The sequence below is a fragment of the Specibacter sp. NPDC057265 genome (genome assembly GCF_042668835.1).
Taxonomy (GTDB): domain Bacteria; phylum Actinomycetota; class Actinomycetes; order Actinomycetales; family Micrococcaceae; genus Specibacter.
On record NZ_JBHUYE010000002.1, the window covers coordinates 108882 to 127419 of the forward strand.

Genomic DNA, 18538 nt, shown 5'->3' on the forward strand with positions numbered 1-18538 from the left:
CGGCTAGGGCGTCTGGACGGAATCGAGCACCGCGGCAATGACCGTCTCCACCTTGATGTTTTCCGCGACCGCCTCAAAACCTAAAATGATGCGGTGGCGCAACACCCGTTCCGCCAAGGCCTTGATGTCCTCCGGGATCACGTGGTCCCGGCCCTGCAGCAGGGCCAGGGCGCGGGCAGCCTGGGTGAAGGCAATGCTGGCACGCGGGCTGGCCCCGAATTCCACCACCCGGGCCAGGGCCGGGTCGATGTACGCCCCGGCGTGCCGGGTCACATACACCAGGCCCACAATGTAATTGATCAACGACGGATCCAGGTACACCTTTTTTGCCGTGGCCTGCAGTGCCCGCACCTGGTCCAGCTCCGCAACGGGCGGCGGGGTGGATTCGGGCCGAAACACGCCGGCGTCGAGGCGTCGGATCACTTCCGCCTCCTCCACGGGGCTGGGGTAATCCAGGACGTCCTTGAGCATGAACCGGTCCATTTGGGCTTCCGGCAGCTGGTAGGTGCCTTCCTGCTCGATCGGGTTTTGCGTTGCCATGACCATAAAGGGCGAAGGCAGCGGGTGCACTTCCCCGCCAATGGTGGTCTGGCGCTCCTGCATGGCCTCCAACATTGCCGACTGTGTCTTGGCGCTGGAGCGGTTGATTTCATCGAGCAACACAATGTTGGCGTGCACCGGGCCCAACTGGGTCACAAAGCTGCCCTTGGCCGCGTCATAGATCTGCGTGCCCACAATGTCGCTGGGCAAAAGATCGGGGGTGCATTGAATGCGGTGGAAACGGGCGTTGATGGAGTCAGCCAAGGTTTGGGCGGCGGTGGTTTTGGCCAGGCCAGGCACGGATTCCAACAGCACGTGCCCTCCGGTCAACAGCGAAATCAGCAGGGTTTCACGCAGCCGTGCCTGACCCACCACCTTGTTTTCGAAACTGCGGGCAATCCCGGCAGCCACATGCTGTGCCCCGGCCAGCTCATCAGGTGAAATCGGGGAGCCGGTGGCGGTGGAAAGCACGGGGCGGAACCTTTCGAGAGAACTGGGGGAACTGTTGTCCAAGGTACCAGCCAGTCCGGACGCCGGCAGTGTGTGCGCCATGGGGAGATCTTCCCATGGGCCTTGCGCACGCCCTGGTCCTTGTGGCTACGATGGGGCCATGAACCAGTTGCCAGCATCCTATGAAGCGTATCTGTCCGGCAAGAATGCTGACCTTGTTGCCACTTTGCGGCCCGTGCTTCAGCAGTCGGCGGCGGAGATGAGCCATGGCGTGCGTGTGGTCATCACCCTGGACGAGGTCCAGGCCCATGCGGACCCGACCATCCCCTTTGGGGAAATCCGCGAAGAGCTGCTTTAGACCCCGGTGCCGGCTGCCGGCAACTGCGCCCTACCCTTTGGCGTCCAGCAACAGGTGGGCTGCGTTGGGGCTGAACGTTTTTTCCATCACCAGGCAGGCGGCGCCAAAGGCCTCCTCGCCAATGCTCACAGCCGTGCTGCTCACCTCCACCGAGTGGACGCTGCTGGTCACCGACATCTGTTGGAGCAGCAACGGAATGTGGGCCATGTGGGTGGGTGCCAGGGACGGCCAAAGGGGTCCGCCAAACACCACCCGGTCCACATCGAGCAAATTGGTCAGCACTGACACGGCGGTGGCCAGGCGGTGCGCCGAGCGGGTCATAATGGTTGCCGCCACCTCGTTGCCGTCGGCAGCCAACTGTGCCAGGGCCGCCAGCTGGTCCACCAATTGACATACCGAGCCGCCCGTACCGGCAGGCAGGATCCCCGCCCCCTGCGCCTGGGCGACCAAAACCTCCGGCATGCAGGTGACCTTCAGGCAGCCCCGACGGCCGCAATCGCACTCCGGGCCGTCCGGATCGGTGACGATATGGCCAATTTCGCCCACATTTCCGGAGGAACCCCGGACCACTTCATCATTGATCACCAAGCCGGCACCAATGCCGGTGCCCACATAGACATAGATGAAATTACCGCCCCCGTTGGCAGGCCCGGCCCACAACTCGGCCACCGCGGAGGCTGTGACGTCCTTGTCCATGACCACTGGCAGGCCCGTTGCCGCCTGCAGCCACTCGCTCAGCGGAACGTGGTTCCACCCCGTCATGTGCGGCGGGTCCACCACGGTGCCGCTTTGCACATCCACCGGCCCGGGGGTGGCGACCCCCGCGCCCACGATTCTTTCGCCGTCGATGCCGGCCCGGGCAACAATGCGCCGGATCCGTGCCCCCATGGCTTTGACTGCGGCTTCCGGCGGGCTGGCCAGATCAGTTGCCTCCGCCACTGAATCCAACACCGTGCCCACCGCATCCACCAACACATAGTGCGTCAAGGATGGATCGATGTGCACCCCGACCGCGTACATTCCGCCCGGATTGAGGCGCAAAATGGTGCGCGGCTTGCCGGGGCCGGAGGTTTCCTTGCCGGCTTCAATGATCAGTCCGGCGTCCAACAACCGGCGGCAGATATTGGACACGGTCTGGGCTGCCAGCCCGGCCGACGCCGCAAGCTCGACCCTGCTTAGCCCTTCCGGCGAGCGTCTGATGGAATCAAGAATGACAGCTTGATTGAAATCCCCCATTTTGGGCAGGTTTGTACCACGCCGACGCTGCGGCAAAGCAATCTGGGGCTCATCCAAGAGCATTTCTCCTTGACACATTCACGATGAAGGCCGTAGCCATGCTTAACACTACCGCCCAGTACAGCGGCCCCGGGTTCCGCGTTGTGCGCAGCTGTCAGGCCAGCCCAGCCGGCCGTACGTGGCTGATGTGCGGCCATCCCTGCTCAGGCAGCGGCCTTGGTGCTGACGGTCACTGTGAATTTGCTGTTCTTGCCTACTGCGCGGGTCTGCCCCACAGCAGCTTGCAGCGCGCCCCGATAGTCCAAATGGCGGTTGTAGACGCACCATAGTTCACCCCCCGGAGCCAACACCCGCGCGGCCGCGGCGAACAACTTGTGGGCGATGCCGGCATGAACCGTGGCACCCACGTGGAAGGGCGGATTGAGCACAATCAGCTGGGCCGAGTTGCCGGCAAAGGATGCCAGCGCGTCATCGCGGACGGCCGTAACTTGAGCGGTTAGGCCATTGGCTTCCACAGTGGCCAGTGTGGACGCAACCGCGGCCGCCGACTGGTCGCTGGCCAGCACGCGCAATCCGGGCCGGGCCGCGGCCAAGGCTGCGGCAATGGTGCCGTTGCCGCAGCCCAGATCAATGGCCGTGCCGGCACCGGGACGCATCTCCGGCAGGAAGTCCAGCAGGAAGCGGGTCCCCACGTCGATCTTGGTGCCGCCAAAGGTGGCGCCATGTGCACAAAGCCACAGCTTCAACTCCGGGTGGTATTCCCGTTTGGGAAAGTCCGGCGCGGGGGCCTCCGGACGGGGCCCGCCCACGCGCAACGGGCGGGATTTGCGCCACGCCCGCCCGGCTTCCACCTGGGTAAAGTACTTGCCCAGCACCGCGTTCATCCCCAACGTCATGTGCTTGACCCGGCCGGCTGCAAAAATCTGCACCTCAGGGGCCGCGTGGGCCTTCATGAGTCCTGCCAGCTCTTCGATTTCCTCCAGGCCGCGCGGCAATTGCCACACAATGACCTTGGCGCCGGCAAAGAGTTCCGGGCCCAGGGGCAGCGGGGAATAGCATCCGCCCAGGTGCAGGCGTGCTGCGTTGTTCTCCAGCGCCAGTTCCCCTGACAACCCGTCTTGATGGACGCGCAGCCCGGAGAGGCCGTGAACGGCGGCGGCACCGAGGGTCAACGCCCCGTAACGGTCCCCCACCACGACGGCTTCAGCGCCCCGGACGGCAGCCAACGCCGCATGGGCTTCGGTGAGGATCAACTCGTCGGTGGCATCATGGGCAAACAAGTTCCCGGCTTCGACGTCGGGGAAGCGCCGCAGCAAACCAAAATCAAAGTGGGGCTGCCCCTGCGCGGGCTGCGGGCTATTTTCCTTCACCACGACACTCTACCGTGCGGTGTTTCCCACCACGGATCAGGAGATTTCCAACGCAGCCACATACAGCCACTGGCCACGGACGCGGGTGAAGCTGCTTGTCTCCACGAATGAGCCGCGCTCCCTGCGGTTTGACGCCTGGCGGTAATGGGCCCGGAAGGTCACCACGGCTTCCCCGTCAAAGGGACCACCCTTATGGGTGCTGAGAATATCCAAGCGATACCACTGCTGCTCCGGGTCCAAATCCAAGTCCTCCGGACACGTGTCAGGGTGCCAGGTGCGCAGCAGGTGCTGGGCATTGCCCAGGGCGAAGGCGCTGAAGCGTGAACGCATGAGTGCCTCCGCGGTGGGTGCCGCCAAGCCCCTGCCCGCGGGCGGCGCAAAATACCGGCCACAACAATTGCCGAATTGTTCTCCGCTGTGGCAGGGGCAGCGCAGCGCCGGGAACTCTGCGGGTGAGGATTTCCCGGTCATGACCCACTCTTTGTTTGGCTGGCATGGAACCACTGGATGTGTTCGATCAGGGCGGCAGCCGCCGCATCGCCGTCGTCGGCCAAGACAGCGGCCAGAATGCGGCCATGTTGTTCACGCAGGGTGGGGACAATCCGCTCCCAGAGGGAGTCGCTGCCAATCGCCGCGCCTACATAGCCTTGGATCGCCGAACGCAGCGACTCCATCATGGAGGTGATGACGGCGTTGCCTGCCAGCGAACTGAGCATGACATGGAAGGCGGCGTCGAGGACGTGGAACTGCTCGCGGTCCAACTGCGGCTCCGCCATGGCAGCGAGCAATTGGCGCAGGCTTTCCTCCTGCGCCGCCGCACGGGGTTTGCCTGCCGCTTCACGGGCGGCCCAGGTTTCCATCATGATGCGGGTCTGCACAATGTCGGCAACGGGAAAATGGTTGGTGGCCATGTGCAGGCGCAGGGTTGAGGCCAACCCCGCACTGGGATTGCTGACAATGACCGCCCCGGATTGTGGGCCTGAACCAACTGCGGTGCGTACCACTCCCATGGCACCGAGCACACGGATGGCATCACGGACCGAGGCCCTGGACAGGCCATGCTGTTCAGCGAGGGCACGCTCCCCAGGCAACTGGTCCCCCACCTTGATTTTGCCCTCACGCAGGTCATTTTCAATGCTGCGCAGCACGGCCTCATAGCTGCGGGGGGTTATGGCGAAGTCAGGTTCTGGGGTGGGCACTGCAATATTGTCGCACCTTTTACCGGCCCGTGCCCCGGGCCGACGATCCGGATACCTGCGCGGTCCGTGCCGGCCGGACGGGACCATGAAAAAAGGTCCAGCCACGTGGAGTGGCTGGACCTGATTGTTTTGGTGGAGCTGAGGGGACTCGAACCCCTGACCCCCTGCATGCCATGCAGGTGCGCTACCAGCTGCGCCACAGCCCCAAAACGTTGTGCATATTCAGTTCAAATCTCACCGTCTGCTGTTGCCAGCCACCGGTCAGTTTGGTGGAGCTGAGGGGACTCGAACCCCTGACCCCCTGCATGCCATGCAGGTGCGCTACCAGCTGCGCCACAGCCCCAAACCTTCGTCACCTTCAGCCTGACCTGTTGGTCTTGGCCGAAGCAACTCGTCCATCGTAGAGCACGATTTGGCGAAGCACCAAATCGTGCTGCGATCCCGTTTTAGTCCTCCACGGGTTCGGCCAGGTCCTCGGGCGCCTCGTAGGGTTCCGGCAGGGTGCCCACGTTGTGTTCAAGCAGGCGCCATTGCGCCGCTGCGGCCCCCTCGGCGGCCAGGACGGACGTCTCCACCACTGACCAGTGGCAATTGGAGAGGCCCGAGAGGGTGCGCCACAGGTGCTCGGGCAGACCGAGCAGCTTTGCCAGGGCAACGCGGGTGGCGCCGCCATGTGTGGCAACCACGAGGGTGCCGCCGTCGGGAAGTTGTTGCACTCCGTCCAGGATTGCGGCGACCATTCGTTGCGCCACTTCCACCCGGGTTTCACCTCCGCCGGCACGGATGCCGGGTTCGTCACGTTGCCAGCTGGAAATGTCATCCGGGTAGCGTGCCTCAATTTCGGCGAAGGTAAGACCTTCCCACTCCCCGCCAAAGGTTTCCCTTAAACGCTGGTCCACCTTCACCTGGCCCCCGGTGAATTGGGCCAGCGCCTCGGCGGTTGACAGCGCCCGGCCCAGGTCGGAGGACATGATGTGCACCTCCGGGCCCTGATCCTCGATGGAGACCAGCTTTCCGGCGAGCAAGGCCGCTGCCCGGCGTGCCTGGGACTCCCCCACGTCGTCGAGGGGAATGTCGCTTTGGCCTTGAAAGCGACGCGCCGCGTTCCATGCCGTGCGTCCATGGCGCCAAAAAACAACCCGCCGGCGCGGGCCCGCGGGTTGCAGAACTGAATGACCGGATGCAGTAACCACCGAGGGAGCCGTTGTTCCGTTTCTGGAAGTATTGATGGTCTAGTTCTCGTCCGGCTGGTCCGCCGCCTGCGCATCTGAGGACCCGGAAGCTGAGGACGCTGAAGGGTCGGATTCGGGAAGCTGCAGGTCAATCACGGGGCAATCCCCGTAAAGCCGCTCGATGGCATAGAACACGCGGTCTTCCTCGTGCTGGACGTGGAACACAATGTCGGCATAATCCAACAGGACCCAACGGCCGCCCGAGCGCCCTTCCCGGCGCACGGGACGCAGATCGAACTTGTGCAGCTCGTCCTCTATGCCGTCCACAATTGCGTTGACCTGACGCTCGGAAGCTGCGGAGGCAATGAAGAAGATGTCCGTGATGGCAAGCCGATCGCTGACATCAATGGCTGTTACATTCTGGGCCAGCTTGTCCGAAGCAGCGCGGGCTGCTGCCCGGGCGAGTTCTATGGACTTTTCTGTTGCGGTCACTGATGGTTCCTTTGATTGATGAAAATTGTGGCGTGCTTAGAGGTACGTGAAAATCATAATAAGGCACGCAATGACCGCTGCCCCACCCACAATGACGCTGCCCCACAGCCACAACAAATTGCGCTGGGTGCGGCCCAGGCCAGCAGTGACGGCGTCAAGCGGCTCCAAACCGTGCGCATAATCGGCCGGCATGGGCGGCATTTGAGATCGGGTCACGGCATCCGGCGCGGCGACGGACGGCACTGTCTGTTGCCCGTCTGCGGCCATGGCCTCCGCACGTTTGAGGGTGTTGCTGTGCCCGCCCGTCAAGGGCCGCTCTCCCGTACCGGGCCGACGGACGGTGCGGGGTGCCAGGGCCGCGTCAAACCGCTCGGCGCCGGCGGTGGCCGCACCTTGGTTCCGGACCTTGGCATCCGAGGCAGGCGGCGCCTCGGCAGGCCCTGCCGCACGGGACTGCGGTTTGGGTTCCGGCCGCGGCGGTATGCGCCTGCCTGGCGTCTGACGGGGCGTGGCCCGGGTGACAATGGGCACATGTGTGGTGCCGGGTTGCCGCAGCACGGGGCTCTCGGAGCCCTCAACCTCGATAAATTCCAGCGGTGTGACCATGGCCAGATTGTTGGTGGCCGTAGGATCTGCGGCCCGCCTGTTCTTGGCGCTTTCCTGAGCCAGACGGTCACGTGCCTGGGCCCGCTCCGCAAGAACGGCTGCGCGCTCCTTTTCCGCCCGTTCCGCGGTCAGAAGCTGCAGTTCCTCAGCCGAAGGGGTTGACACAGCGGGGGGCGGTCCAGCCGAGACTGGATAGTAGTCACCACCGGGAACCAGACCCGGAAGGGGAGGATAACCGGCCTCCGTGGCCGCAGGAAGCTTGTCCTCCGATGCGCCATTGACACGGGCCGCAGCCGCCGCTGCGGCCTCCTTGATGGCGGCCAGCGCCTGCGCTTGCGCAGCATCCGCCTGATCAGCTGACAAGGGGGCCTGGGTCAGCGGATCCACGCTGGAAGTCGCCTCAGCAGCAGGAGCTTCAGGAGCCGCAGCCCGACGCCCGCCCCGCGTGCGCACGCCCGAAACCGCCCCGGACGACGGCGCGGCTCCAGCGGCCTTGGTCTGGCCCTCGGCCGGTGAACCTTGGCCTTTGCTTTGACTTGGCGCATCTTGCTTGGCTGCCGTGGTTTTTTCTGCGGCAGCCGGCTGCCGCACCGGCGGCGCGCCGGCAGGCTTCAAGGGCGGCGACACCACGGGGTTCACGGCAGTGACAGGGGCCCGGTCGGCATCCAGCTGGGCCTGCCGCAAGGCGCGCCGAGACGGCAGCGGGGCAGAATTTGGTTGGTCAAGCAACTCTTTGTAGGCCCGCAGCGCGGCCCTGTCCCGTGCCCTGGTCTGGGACTGACGCTCCTTGGGCGCCGCTTCCGGCGTTCCACTTGGCTCGGGTTTGGCCGCTGGTGCCGGCTTTGCCGCCGGCTCGGGCTTGGCCGCAGGCTCGGGCTTGGCGGCCGGTGCGGCATCCACCTTTGCATCAGTCGCAAGCTTGGCGGCAGCGTCAGCAGGCTTTGCAGCAGTCGCGGGCTTGGCGGCTGGTGCGGCATCCGGCTTTGCAGCCGGGCGGTTTTCCGTAGTGCTGTCAGGTTCTGGCTTGGCCTCGGACGCGGTCTTCGGATCGGCACCGGAGGCAGCTTTGGTGGACGCAGGACTGACCGGCGCTGACGGTTTTTCCGCCGCACCTGCAGATTTTGCCAACTGCTCCCGCAATTGCCTGCGGCTGCGAATCGGCTCCGTTTCCTTGCTCATCAGTTACTCATTCAGTTCTCGAAGTCGTCGGCATGTCAGCCTTCTGGACATCAGCGCCGGGCTGAAGGTACAAGCCATGCTTGGCGATGTACTGCACCACCCCGTCAGGCACCAAATACCAAACAGGGTTGTGCTCCGCCACACGCTGACGGCAGTCCGTGGAGGAGATCGCCATGGCGGGTACTTCCATTAAACTTACATCTTTGCGGCCCCGCCCATCGAGCACGTGACCAGGCCGGGTGACACCAACAAAATGTGCCAGCTTCCACAGTTCGTCACTATCCTTCCACGACATGATTTGAGCCATGGCGTCCGCACCGGTGATGAAGAACAAGTCGGCTTCAGGGCGCAGGCGGCGCAAATCACGCAGCGTATCAATGGTGAAGGTGGGCCCGGGCCTGTCAATGTCTACCCGGCTGACTGTGAACTGCGGGTTGGCAGCTGTCGCAATGACCGTCATGAGGTAGCGATGCTCTGCAGGGCTAACTTCCTTGTCAGCCTTTTGCCAAGGCTGCCCGGTGGGCACAAAGATGACTTCATCAAGTTTGAAAGTATTCGCAACCTCACTGGCGGCGACAAGGTGACCATGGTGGATCGGATCAAACGTTCCACCCATGACTCCAACGCGGAGACGGTGCCCCAAAGCCACTGCATGGAGGGCTTGGGGTGCTTCTTTAGTGATTTGACGTGGCCGAATCGTCGCCATGGGCGTGCTTGTTGGTGTGCTGACGGTGGGGGTCGTCGGCCTGCGGTACAGCCGAATGACGGTTCCCCAGGTTCATGAAGGAGACTGTCACAACCATCAGCAACAGCAGGGCCGCAAGCATAATGCCGCCAATGACGAACGGCGGCGCGATCAGCGGTGCGAGTTCGTGTTCTTCAGCAGCAGCTAAGACGACGCCGGAAAGCTGGGTCAGCATTGTTTCTCCCCTTGGGTACGTAGCCGGGCGGGTGGATTTTTGCATGCCGCGGCTTTTGCTTGGATTCCCTCTAATGGTACGCGGTATCGACACTCGCTGGCACATCAAGGCTGTGGTGAGCCGGGTATTCCAGTTTTGACCTTGCGGGTTCAGCAACCTACTCCCTGCGGATTTTGTAAACAGTTGTCTGCATAGAGATGGGTTTCCGCGCGCCATACGGTCAGTGGCAGTGGGGTGGAGGGAATATTGCCTTGGCCCGGGATGGGAAGCTCCGGTCCACCATTGACGGTGTACGTGCCGTCGAAGTGTGTCATCAAGCCGATGGCAAGCCTGCCCGTGGTGGTGTAAACATGGCTTGTCTGGGTCTGCTCGCCAATCCGATCCTCATGCAGCGGTGCCCCATGGAAGGGCGTAGGTCCCCAGATGCTGCCATCGCCATAGTCCCAGGTATAGGCCACGGGGGTTGCCGTGATGATGACTTGTTGGCCGATCATGGTCAGGTTGAAATTCTGGGTGGCAGCTTCCGCCCAGACGTTGGTCTCATTCCCACGCAAAGTGTGTGCTCCTGGCTGGCTGCCGAACTTTGCAGGAACCACTGGAGATCGTTGGAATTCCTGCGCAATTTGAGCGGCAATCTCGCCCAGAACGTCGCGAGGTTCCTCTCCATAGACACACTCTGGGCCGGACAGATAGTGCCATGCAAGGGGATTTTCCCCTGCCGCAGCCCTGTACCAATAAATTGCTGTCCCGGGACGGTCGTCATCACGCCCGGCTCCCGTAGAGCACGGCGGCATGACTGCAGCACAAGCAGGAAAAATCACCGCGTCTCCGTCCGTACAAGCCAACCTGGCTTCATAAACATAGCCATCATTGTTCCCAGCCGGAGGCAGATGAATCATTTCATCATCAGATCCCGGAAGTGATGTCCACTCCTCGGTGTCGATGCCGGATCCCGACCAAACCGCGTCAGTATTATCATCCGCCACGGCTACCCCCGAACTGCTGATCATCAATGCAGCCAACACGAAGACAGTTCCGTACCGTGATGAGATCCCTCCGGATTGCCTCATGAGCTCTTGCTCCCGGCAACATGTTCGACGGTCAAAGCAGTCCATTTAGAATCCGCATACGTGGCAACCAAGATGTCGCGCTCGGCGATTGTGACACCGAAGTCTCGTCTTATTGTTTTGTCGGCATTGAAGAACAACACTTGCTCTTGACGCGCCATTGTCAGGGCTTGGTAGGTGCCATCGTCCATCTTCACAAACGCGCTGCGGGGCGGATCGATGACCATCTTCCCGCCCTTTATCCATTTTCCGCCCTCGTGACCGCCCATCACGGCTTCTTCCATGGCGCCACAGGTCTTGCATGCAGCGTCACTGATGGCCATCATGGGTGCCGGGTCACCCGTTTCAAAAGCGTAGCCCAGGGTCTGGTACCAGTACTCGGTGAAGGCAATAAGGCCTTCCTCGCTGAATTCCTTGGCCTTCTCCGGCAATACCGGCACGGGCACGTTTTGAGCTGGACCCAGATCTGTGGCGGGCTTGTAAATGGGTGCCGCTGTGGTTTTGGCAGTTGCCGCTGTTGTCGCCCCTGGCGCGGGGGAAGTGGACGCAGATGCGGGACTTGCAGTTGTTTCCGGTGGGTCGTCACCAGCTGTGCATCCCGTCAAGGCCAGCAACCCGGCCATGGCAGCGGCTAAAAGTGGCTGCGCTGCCCTTCGGTGTTTCCGGGGAAGAAAGGCAGCAGGGTTCCCCTTTTCAGGGAGGGAGGCACAATGAGTGCTGCCGTGCCGCAGTGCAGCTTCCATATTGCTGTGCTTCATGGCCTGCCTCCAACTTCCGTGGGACAAGCAGCAGTTTCCTCATTGAAACCGTTGCGGCTGGCGTGGTACCAAACTACAGCTGCCTGCCAAAACACGCCAGCATGTTATCCACAGCCTGCACTGTGCCCTCCGCCGCCGGCATCCGTTGCAATGAAAAAGCTCCGAGCCGGATCCAGAACGAATGTTCCGATCCTGCCCGGAGCCGCATCATGCCCTCAGCTTCGATCCAGTTGATGCAGGCGGCAATCAGCCGCGGATCTGCCCTTCGCCCTGGACAATCCATTTGGTGGTGGTCAACTCCGTCAACCCCATGGGCCCGCGGGCGTGCAGCTTTTGGGTGGATATCCCCACCTCGGCACCCAAGCCCAGTTCCCCGCCGTCGGTGAAGCGTGTGCTGGCGTTGACAATCACGGCAGCAGAATCAATTTGGGCTATGAACTTCTCGGCATTGGCGAGGTCGTTGGTCAGGATGGCCTCTGTATGGCCGGTGCTCCAGGTGCGGATGTGCTGGATGGCTTCATCCATGGAATCCACCATTTTCACGGCCAAGTCCAGATCCATGTATTCCGTGGCCCAATCCTCGTCCGTCGCCGCCGAGGACGGCACCGCAGCGGGCAGGGCAGCTCGCACACGCTCGTCCACGTGAAGCCTGACGCCGGCTTTGGACAACGACGTGAGCACTTGCGGCAGCACGGTGGCATCCTGGTGGATCAAGAGGGTCTCCACCGTATTGCAGACACTGGGGCGCTGGGTCTTGGCGTTCAATAAAATATCAACGCTCATCTCCGCCTTGGCGCTGGCGTCAATGAAGATGTGGACATTGCCTTCCCCGGTTTCAATGACCGGCACCCGGGAGTTATTGACCACCGTTTGGATAAGGTCGCGCCCACCGCGGGGAATGAGGACATCCACCGCTCCCCTGGCCTGCATAATGAGGTTCGCACCTTCGCGGCCAAACTCGTCAACGGACTGCACCGCATCCGCAGGCAGGCCCACCTGCTCCAAGGCATCACGGAGCAGCACCAGCAGTGCCTTGTTGGTATGCGCTGCTGCCGTGCCACCGCGCAGAATGACAGCATTTCCACTCTTCAACGCCAACCCCGCAATGTCCACGGTGACGTTGGGCCTGGCCTCGTAAATGGCAGCCACAACACCCATGGGAACGTTGATCTGACGCATCCGCAGGCCATTGGGAAGGGTCTGGCCGCGCACCACATTGCCCACGGGATCCGGCAGCGTGGCAAGGTTGGCCAGGGCGTCCGCCAAACCCTGAACGCGCTGCCCGGTGAGCGTGAGCCTGTCGAGCATGGAAGCGGAGGTGCCGTTTTCCCGGCCCACGGCCAGGTCCTTGGCATTGGCGGCCAAAACCGTGTCCTGGTTTTCCAGCAGCGCCTGGGCAATGGCCAGCAGGCCCTTGTCCTTCCAGGCCCGGTTGGCTCCGGACATGCGGCGTGCCGCCCGGCGTGCCCTGTCGGTTATGGCCCGCACTTCGGCAGCGACATTTACTTCAACAATCTGCTCGGTCATGCCCCAAGTCTAAGGCAATTGAGCATCTAGGCTGTGGCTGGTACGTTCAGCAGCACCAGATCATCAACGTGGACCACCGCGCGTTCAAAGCCGCGGCCCATGTCCTTGGCCAGATCCTTGGTGGAACGGCCCAGCATTTGCGGCAGGTCCGAATGCCTGTAGTTGACCAGGCCGTGGGCAAACACCGTACCGTGCGCATCACTGAGCTCCACGGCGTCGCCGGCGTCGAAGTCTCCCGTGACGGCCGTGATGCCCGCCGGCAAAAGCGACTTGTGCCGGTCGCTGACGGCACGGACGGCGCCGTCGTCCAGCACCAGCCGCCCGCGGATGTCCGCCAAATGGGCCAGCCACAGCATGCGCACGGGGCGCTTGTTGCCATTGATGCCGAACCAGGTGCCCACGTCCTCCCCCGCCAGCGCTGCGGCGGCCTGGCTGGTGGAGGTGACCAGGGCGGGGATGCCGGTCTCGGCGGCAATCATGGCCGCCTGCACCTTGGTGGCCATCCCGCCGGTGCCAACGCCGGCCTTCCCGGCGCTGCCAATGACAATGCCGGCCAAATCCTCCGGCGAGTTGACCTGGCTGATGCGGGTGGCGCCCTGGGCGGGCGGCCCGTCATAGAGGGAGTCGACGTCGGACAGCAGCACCAGTGCGTCGGCCTTGACCAGGTGCGCCACCAGGGCGGCGAGCCTGTCATTGTCACCAAAGCGGATTTCATGCGTCGCCACGGTGTCATTTTCGTTCACAATGGGCACCACGCCCAGATTCAACAACCGTTCCAGGGCGCGGTGGGCATTGACGTACTGGTGCCTGCGGGTCAGGTCTTCAGCGGTCAAAAGCACCTGCGACGCCGTCACACCATGGGAGGTGAAGGCCTTGTTGTAGTGCGCCATGAGCAGGCCCTGCCCCACACTTGCCGCCGCCTGCTGCGTGGCCAGGTCCTTGGGCCTGCGCGCCAGGCCCAGGGGCAGCAGGCCGGCGGAGATGGCCCCGGAGGAGACCAAAATGATCTCCGTGCCGGCCAGCCGCCGTTGCGCCAGGACACCCACCAGCTGCTCCAGCGCGTCTTCCGAGATCCCGCCCGCGACCGAGGTCAAGGAAGATGAGCCGACTTTGACGACGATCCGGGCGGCTGTGGCTACTTGGCGGCGGGACTGCAGGCATTCATGTGGCTGCTGAGTTTCGGCTCCCCTGGTTTCCTGGTTCATCAGCCCTGCGCTGCATCCTCATCATCTGAAACGGCGTCCGCGGCCAGCTCCGATTCACTGGCTGCGGCACGGACGGAGGACCGGTCGTTCAATTCCGTCCAGATGCCGGCCTTGCGCTCGGTTTCCATTTCCGCACGCGTGGCCGCCTTGGCGTCGCGGCGTTCCTGCTGCTCCTGGCGCTTCTGTGAACGGGTGGGGCGGTCGCCCAGGTCCAGCAGGCGCAGGTCGGTGCCGCGGGGGGCCGCCAAGTGTTCGGCGCCGCCCATCATGGTGGGCTCCCAGTCAAAGATCATGCCGTTCTCGCCGCCAATGACCACCGTGTCACCGGGTGTGGCACCAATCCTGAAGAGTTCCTTTTCGACGCCGGCCTTCGCCAGCCGGTCCGCCAGGTAACCAATGGCTTCCTCGTTCTGGAAGTCGGTCTGCTCCACCCAACGCTCCGGCTTTTCGCCGCGGACGCGGAAGAGCGGCTTGAGGTTGCGCTCTTCCCGGTGAATGGTGAAGGACGATTCATTGACGGCACGGGGGCGCAGAACCACGGGGGTGGCTTTGGCCGGGGCATCGGCGAGGGCCTTGCGTGCCTCCGTGACAATTTCCGCCATCGCGAAGCCAAGCTGCTTCAAGCCTTCATGGCTGGCTGCGGAAACTTCAAACACGCGGTAGCCGCGCGCTTCCAGGTCCGCACGCACAAAGCCGGCCATGTCGCGGCCGTCGGGCGAGTCCACCTTGTTCAGCGCGATCAGGCGGGGACGGGCGTTCAGGGGAACCACGTCGCCGTCGGTTCCCGCGAAGCTCATGTCGACGTCGTACTTGTCCAGTTCGCGCTCAATGACGGCCAAATCGCTGATGGGGTCGCGGTCCGCTTCCAGGGCGGCGCAGTCCAGGACGTGCACGATCGCGGCGCACCGCTCCACGTGGCGCAGGAAGTTGTGGCCCAGGCCCTTGCCTTCGCTGGCACCCTCGATGAGGCCGGGCACATCGGCCATGGTGAACCGGACCTCGCCGGCCTGGACAACGCCCAGGTTGGGGATCAATGTGGTGAAGGGGTAGTCGGCAATCTTGGGCCGGGCCGCGGACATGGCGGCAATGAGGCTGGACTTGCCGGCGGACGGGAAGCCCACCAATGCAATGTCGGCAATGGACTTCAACTCAAGGACAATGTCGGCCTCATGGCCGGCAATGCCCAGCAGGGCGAAGCCCGGGGCCTTGCGCTTGAGTGAGGACAGGGCATGGTTGCCGAGCCCACCCTGGCCACCTGCTGCAGCCACATACTCCGTACCAATGCCCACCAGGTCGGCAAGGACGTTGCCTTCCTTGTCCTTGATGACGGTGCCGTCGGGAACTTCAAGGACCAGGGTGTTTCCGTCCTTGCCGTCGCGCCAGTCACCCATGCCGGGCTGGCCGTTGCCGCCGCGGCGGTGGGGTGCATGGTGGAAGTCAAGCAAGGTGGTGGTCTGGTCACTGACGCGGAAAATCACGCTGCCGCCGTCGCCGCCCTTGCCGCCGTCGGGCCCGCCCAACGGTTTGAATTTTTCACTGTGAACTGAGACGCAGCCGTGGCCGCCAGTCCCGCCGGATACATGCAAAACAACCCGGTCAACAAAGCTGGCCACTGGAATCTCCTTGAATAGAACTTGGTTTCTGCGCATCAATTCTAGTCCGTTGCTGAAACTAGGCCCGGATGCCGGCGGTGAAATGCGTTTGTGTTAAAAGACAGTGGAGCGGGCCAGGCGGCCCGCTCCACTGACAAAAGCTTTGGTGTTAGACCGCAGCTGCGACGATGTTCACAACGCGACGTCCACGACGCGTGCCGAACTCGACTGCGCCTGCGTCCAATGCGAACAGCGTGTCATCCTTGCCACGGCCAACGCTTACGCCGGGGTGGAAGTGGGTGCCGCGCTGGCGGACGATGATTTCGCCTGCCTTGACAACCTGACCACCGAAGCGCTTGACGCCCAGGTACTGAGCGTTGGAGTCGCGACCGTTGCGAGTGGAACTCGCACCCTTTTTATGTGCCATTTGAAATGCCTGCCTTTTTACTAAAAGATTCTAAGTGGATCGAACGTCTTTCGCCCTATTAGGCGATTGAAGTGATCTTGACCTTGGACAGTTCCTGACGGTGGCCCTGACGCTTCTTGTAGCCGGTCTTGTTCTTGAACTTCTGGATGACGATCTTCGGCCCGCGAAGATCCTCCAACTTCTCAGCCGTAACCTTGACATTTACCAGATCCGCTGCGGCGGTGGTGATTGTCTCACCATCGACCAGGAGCAGAGCGGGCAGCTCAAGCGTGCTGCCAACTCCACCGGGGACGCGGTTCATGGTCACGTGGTCTCCGACGGAAACCTTTTCTTGACGGCCGCCTGCGCGGACAATCGCGTACACCACTGGGGAACTCACTTCTCTCGACGTTTATTACAAAGTTTGATGCCGGCTGCGAATCATGATTGATTGCCGCCAACCGCATGCAGCCGCTGTTCAAAGTTGAACAAACGCGGCATACACACTGTGTGCCTCAACGCCGTGGACCTCAATGGAGTTCTGCCATGGAGTGGTTGCCCTAGGTGTTGGCGTAAGCACCGAAGATCAAGAATACGCTAATTCCGGGTCCGGGAGCAAATGAGACAGGTTTGGTGGCCGCGGATCACAGCTGCTGTTCGCAAAATGATCCTTGGCCGCTAAACCGTACTCCACAACTTTAGCGTGAATACCGCGGAGTTTGCGCAAGCACCCGTCCAACGGGACCTTCAATTGCCGCCGGGGGTGGTGGTGTTAATCACCCAAGCCGCGATCGACGGCGCCCTCCCGGGCGTGCGGTGCTGCAAAAAACTCCAGTTCCAGCGCCACCGAACGCCGGAAGGCGGTTGCCATGCGCTCCCGCTGTGCTGCCGAGGCGCCGCGTGCTGCGGCGTCCATGATTTGGATGGCCCGGTGGGTGGCGTGCACAAAGTCGGTGGCCGCGTAGCTTTCAATCCACGCCCCGTAGGGGTGGTTCCCGGGGAACTTTTCATAATCGGCGTGCAGCGCCGTGCCCACGTCCGCATAGATCCAGAAGCAGGGCAGCACCGCCGCGACCACTTCCCCGTATCCGCCCTCGAAGGCGGTGCTCTGCAGGTGCTCGGCATAGCGCCGGGTCACCGGTCCGGGAGGCGCGGGGGGCGCTGCATCCAGCCACCCGTCATGAAGCGCCAGCTCCTCCTCAAGGCACTGCTGGGCGCTGTGCGCCCAAAAACGCTGTTCGGCGAGGGTGGGTGCCAGGACGCTGGCTTGGGAAAGCACCCGGGAATAGCTGCCCAGGTACAGGGCATCCTGCGCCAAATAATAGTCAAAGTGTCCACGGGCCAGGGTGCCTGCGGCAAGTTCCTTGATGAAGTCAAGGTTGAAGATGGCCGCACGCATGTCCTTGCACTGCTGCCACAGCCAGCCGCTGAAATCCTCTCCGGGCCCCGGTGCGCTGCGGGGAAGGTCAACCGCGGCGGGCCCCCACAGGGCATGGAAGTGGTTCACCGGGCCGGCCCCGCCGCCCACCTGCAGCTGTGCCGACGTTTCCAAGGCGCCCACCAACCATTCCTTCGCCCGTTGGATGCTCAGCGCCCAATCCCCGCCGTGCGCCTGCAGGGTTGCCACGGCGGAGGACAGGGCACACCCCGTGCCGTGGGTGTTGACAGTGTCAACGCGGGGGGCGGAAAACTCCTGCAGCGTTCCCTGGGCGTCCACCAGCGCATCGGGACAGTGCTTCCCAGGCAAATGCCCGCCCTTGACCAGCACCAGCACTTGATGGGCACCGGCCAGTTCACGCCCCTGGGCCAGGGCCTGCGCCCAGGTGGTGGCCAGGGGTGCTTCCAGCAGGGCCGCCAACTCGGCAAGGTTGGGTGTCACCAGATGCGTGTGCGGCAACAGATCCAAAAGGGCCTGCCGCGTCCCGGCTTCGACAAGGGAATCACCACTGGTGGCCACCATGACCGGGTCCAGCACCACGACGGGCGGTTGCGTGCGCTGCAGCCACCGGCCCACCGCCGCCATCGCCTGGGCCGTTCCCAACATGCCGATCTTGACTGCGTCAACAGTGATGTCCGTCGAGATGGCATCAAGTTGTGCGGTGAGGAAATGCCCCGGCGGCACATGGATGGCCTGCACGCCCTGGGTGTTTTGGGCCGTCAATGCGGTGACGGCGGCCAAGGCATAGCCGCCGTGGGCCGAAATGGTCTTAATGTCAGCTTGGATGCCGGCACCCCCTGAGGGGTCCGAGCCCGCTATGGCCAGGATGCGTGGATGGCCGGTGTGGCCATCGCGGCGGACCGCAGGTGCCGGGGCAGGTGAATCAAGGGCGGTTGTGCTCATGGGACATCCCTTCGCCGGTGCTAACCGGGCAGGTTCAACGGGTGTAGTCTCAGCCGGCCCTGGTGGCCTGGCACCCCGTGTCTGATCCCACCCTAACCCGGAACATGCAAAAAACCGGCC

General features: G+C 63.2%; 19 protein-coding genes, 2 tRNA genes and 1 riboswitch. Of the genes, 1 reads left to right on the forward strand and 20 read right to left on the reverse strand.

Features of this window, described 5'->3' with window-relative positions; translation table 11 throughout:
• Positions 1-3: 3 nt before the first annotated feature.
• On the reverse strand, positions 4-1011 hold the full coding sequence (locus tag ACFUCV_RS02450; RefSeq protein ID WP_380811905.1) for an AAA family ATPase: 1008 nt from the start codon (positions 1009-1011) through the stop codon (positions 4-6).
• A gap of 139 nt (positions 1012-1150) precedes the next feature.
• Here ACFUCV_RS02450 and ACFUCV_RS02455 point away from each other — a divergent pair, with 139 nt between their 5' ends.
• On the forward strand, positions 1151-1348 hold the full coding sequence (locus tag ACFUCV_RS02455; RefSeq protein ID WP_380811670.1) for a hypothetical protein: 198 nt from the start codon (positions 1151-1153) through the stop codon (positions 1346-1348).
• A 30-nt stretch (positions 1349-1378) separates the two neighbouring features.
• Here the strand turns inward: ACFUCV_RS02455 and ACFUCV_RS02460 are convergent, their stop codons facing one another.
• From ACFUCV_RS02460 to ACFUCV_RS02550, 19 genes are all read right to left on the reverse strand, one after another.
• Positions 1379-2584, reverse strand: a complete 1206-nt coding sequence (locus tag ACFUCV_RS02460) for an ROK family transcriptional regulator (protein WP_380811907.1) — start codon at positions 2582-2584, stop codon at positions 1379-1381.
• Positions 2585-2787: 203 nt separating this feature from the next.
• The gene (locus ACFUCV_RS02465) at positions 2788-3954 is read right to left on the reverse strand and encodes a class I SAM-dependent methyltransferase (protein WP_380811672.1); all 1167 of its coding nucleotides are present in this window, start codon (positions 3952-3954) and stop codon (positions 2788-2790) included.
• Positions 3955-3990: 36 nt separating this feature from the next.
• The gene (locus ACFUCV_RS02470; protein WP_380811674.1) at positions 3991-4425 is read right to left on the reverse strand and encodes a YchJ family protein; all 435 of its coding nucleotides are present in this window, start codon (positions 4423-4425) and stop codon (positions 3991-3993) included.
• Positions 4422-5153: a FadR/GntR family transcriptional regulator gene (locus ACFUCV_RS02475; protein WP_380811676.1), complete on the reverse strand. Its 732-nt coding sequence runs from the start codon at positions 5151-5153 to the stop codon at positions 4422-4424. The genes ACFUCV_RS02470 and ACFUCV_RS02475 overlap by 4 nt, the downstream gene beginning before the upstream one ends.
• 130 nt (positions 5154-5283) lie before the next feature.
• Positions 5284-5359: transfer RNA gene (locus tag ACFUCV_RS02480), tRNA-Ala, on the reverse strand.
• 61 nt (positions 5360-5420) lie between these two features.
• A tRNA-Ala gene (locus ACFUCV_RS02485) sits at positions 5421-5496 on the reverse strand.
• 103 nt (positions 5497-5599) lie between these two features.
• Entirely contained in the window at positions 5600-6346 is a 747-nt protein-coding gene (locus ACFUCV_RS02490; RefSeq protein WP_380811678.1) for a histidine phosphatase family protein, read from the reverse strand.
• Between the two features lie 39 nt (positions 6347-6385).
• Positions 6386-6817: a ribosome silencing factor gene (gene rsfS / locus ACFUCV_RS02495; RefSeq protein WP_380811680.1), complete on the reverse strand. Its 432-nt coding sequence runs from the start codon at positions 6815-6817 to the stop codon at positions 6386-6388.
• Positions 6818-6853: 36 nt separating this feature from the next.
• The gene (locus tag ACFUCV_RS02500; protein ID WP_380811682.1) at positions 6854-8602 is read right to left on the reverse strand and encodes a hypothetical protein; all 1749 of its coding nucleotides are present in this window, start codon (positions 8600-8602) and stop codon (positions 6854-6856) included.
• A 7-nt stretch (positions 8603-8609) separates the two neighbouring features.
• Positions 8610-9251 carry a nicotinate-nucleotide adenylyltransferase gene (gene nadD / locus ACFUCV_RS02505; RefSeq protein ID WP_380811684.1) on the reverse strand — a complete coding sequence of 214 codons (642 nt, stop codon included), beginning with the start codon at positions 9249-9251 and terminating at the stop codon, positions 8610-8612.
• Positions 9252-9276: 25 nt separating this feature from the next.
• The gene (locus ACFUCV_RS02510; protein WP_380811686.1) at positions 9277-9522 is read right to left on the reverse strand and encodes a hypothetical protein; all 246 of its coding nucleotides are present in this window, start codon (positions 9520-9522) and stop codon (positions 9277-9279) included.
• 149 nt (positions 9523-9671) lie between these two features.
• Complete coding sequence (locus tag ACFUCV_RS02515; RefSeq protein WP_380811688.1) at positions 9672-10532, reverse strand: hypothetical protein; 861 nt, start codon at positions 10530-10532, stop codon at positions 9672-9674.
• Positions 10533-10588: 56 nt separating this feature from the next.
• Positions 10589-11347 (reverse strand): DUF6318 family protein, encoded by a 759-nt coding sequence (locus tag ACFUCV_RS02520; protein WP_380811690.1) that lies wholly within the window; start codon positions 11345-11347, stop codon positions 10589-10591.
• A gap of 246 nt (positions 11348-11593) precedes the next feature.
• Positions 11594-12874, reverse strand: a complete 1281-nt coding sequence (locus tag ACFUCV_RS02525; RefSeq protein WP_380811692.1) for a glutamate-5-semialdehyde dehydrogenase — start codon at positions 12872-12874, stop codon at positions 11594-11596.
• A gap of 26 nt (positions 12875-12900) precedes the next feature.
• Positions 12901-14079 carry a glutamate 5-kinase gene (gene proB, locus ACFUCV_RS02530; RefSeq protein WP_380811694.1) on the reverse strand — a complete coding sequence of 393 codons (1179 nt, stop codon included), beginning with the start codon at positions 14077-14079 and terminating at the stop codon, positions 12901-12903.
• Positions 14079-15692 carry a GTPase ObgE gene (gene obgE / locus ACFUCV_RS02535; RefSeq protein WP_380811696.1) on the reverse strand — a complete coding sequence of 538 codons (1614 nt, stop codon included), beginning with the start codon at positions 15690-15692 and terminating at the stop codon, positions 14079-14081. The genes proB and obgE overlap by 1 nt, the downstream gene beginning before the upstream one ends.
• A 148-nt stretch (positions 15693-15840) precedes the next feature.
• On the reverse strand, positions 15841-16098 hold the full coding sequence (gene rpmA, locus ACFUCV_RS02540) for a 50S ribosomal protein L27 (protein WP_038462850.1): 258 nt from the start codon (positions 16096-16098) through the stop codon (positions 15841-15843).
• A 58-nt stretch (positions 16099-16156) separates the two neighbouring features.
• On the reverse strand, positions 16157-16465 hold the full coding sequence (gene rplU, locus ACFUCV_RS02545; protein ID WP_380811909.1) for a 50S ribosomal protein L21: 309 nt from the start codon (positions 16463-16465) through the stop codon (positions 16157-16159).
• Positions 16466-16849: 384 nt separating this feature from the next.
• Complete coding sequence (locus tag ACFUCV_RS02550) at positions 16850-18418, reverse strand: bifunctional hydroxymethylpyrimidine kinase/phosphomethylpyrimidine kinase (RefSeq protein ID WP_380811698.1); 1569 nt, start codon at positions 18416-18418, stop codon at positions 16850-16852.
• Positions 18408-18506: riboswitch (TPP riboswitch) on the reverse strand. (Overlaps the previous gene by 11 nt.)
• Positions 18507-18538 lie beyond the last annotated feature (32 nt).

Excerpts from the sequence above, each read along its gene's own strand:
- ACFUCV_RS02455 (WP_380811670.1), top strand. The coding sequence starts at position 1,151 with ATGAACCAGTTGCCAGCATCCTATGAAGCGTATCTGTCCGGCAAGAAT.
- ACFUCV_RS02460 (WP_380811907.1), bottom strand. The coding sequence starts at position 2,584 with ATGGGGGATTTCAATCAAGCTGTCATTCTTGATTCCATCAGACGCTCG.
- ACFUCV_RS02470 (WP_380811674.1), bottom strand. The coding sequence starts at position 4,425 with ATGACCGGGAAATCCTCACCCGCAGAGTTCCCGGCGCTGCGCTGCCCC.
- ACFUCV_RS02500 (WP_380811682.1), bottom strand. The coding sequence starts at position 8,602 with ATGAGCAAGGAAACGGAGCCGATTCGCAGCCGCAGGCAATTGCGGGAG.
- ACFUCV_RS02510 (WP_380811686.1), bottom strand. The coding sequence starts at position 9,522 with ATGCTGACCCAGCTTTCCGGCGTCGTCTTAGCTGCTGCTGAAGAACAC.
- ACFUCV_RS02515 (WP_380811688.1), bottom strand. The coding sequence starts at position 10,532 with ATGATCAGCAGTTCGGGGGTAGCCGTGGCGGATGATAATACTGACGCG.
- ACFUCV_RS02520 (WP_380811690.1), bottom strand. The coding sequence starts at position 11,347 with ATGAAGCACAGCAATATGGAAGCTGCACTGCGGCACGGCAGCACTCAT.
- ACFUCV_RS02525 (WP_380811692.1), bottom strand. The coding sequence starts at position 12,874 with ATGACCGAGCAGATTGTTGAAGTAAATGTCGCTGCCGAAGTGCGGGCC.
- proB (WP_380811694.1), bottom strand. The coding sequence starts at position 14,079 with ATGAACCAGGAAACCAGGGGAGCCGAAACTCAGCAGCCACATGAATGC.
- rpmA (WP_038462850.1), bottom strand. The coding sequence starts at position 16,098 with ATGGCACATAAAAAGGGTGCGAGTTCCACTCGCAACGGTCGCGACTCC.
- ACFUCV_RS02550 (WP_380811698.1), bottom strand. The coding sequence starts at position 18,418 with ATGAGCACAACCGCCCTTGATTCACCTGCCCCGGCACCTGCGGTCCGC.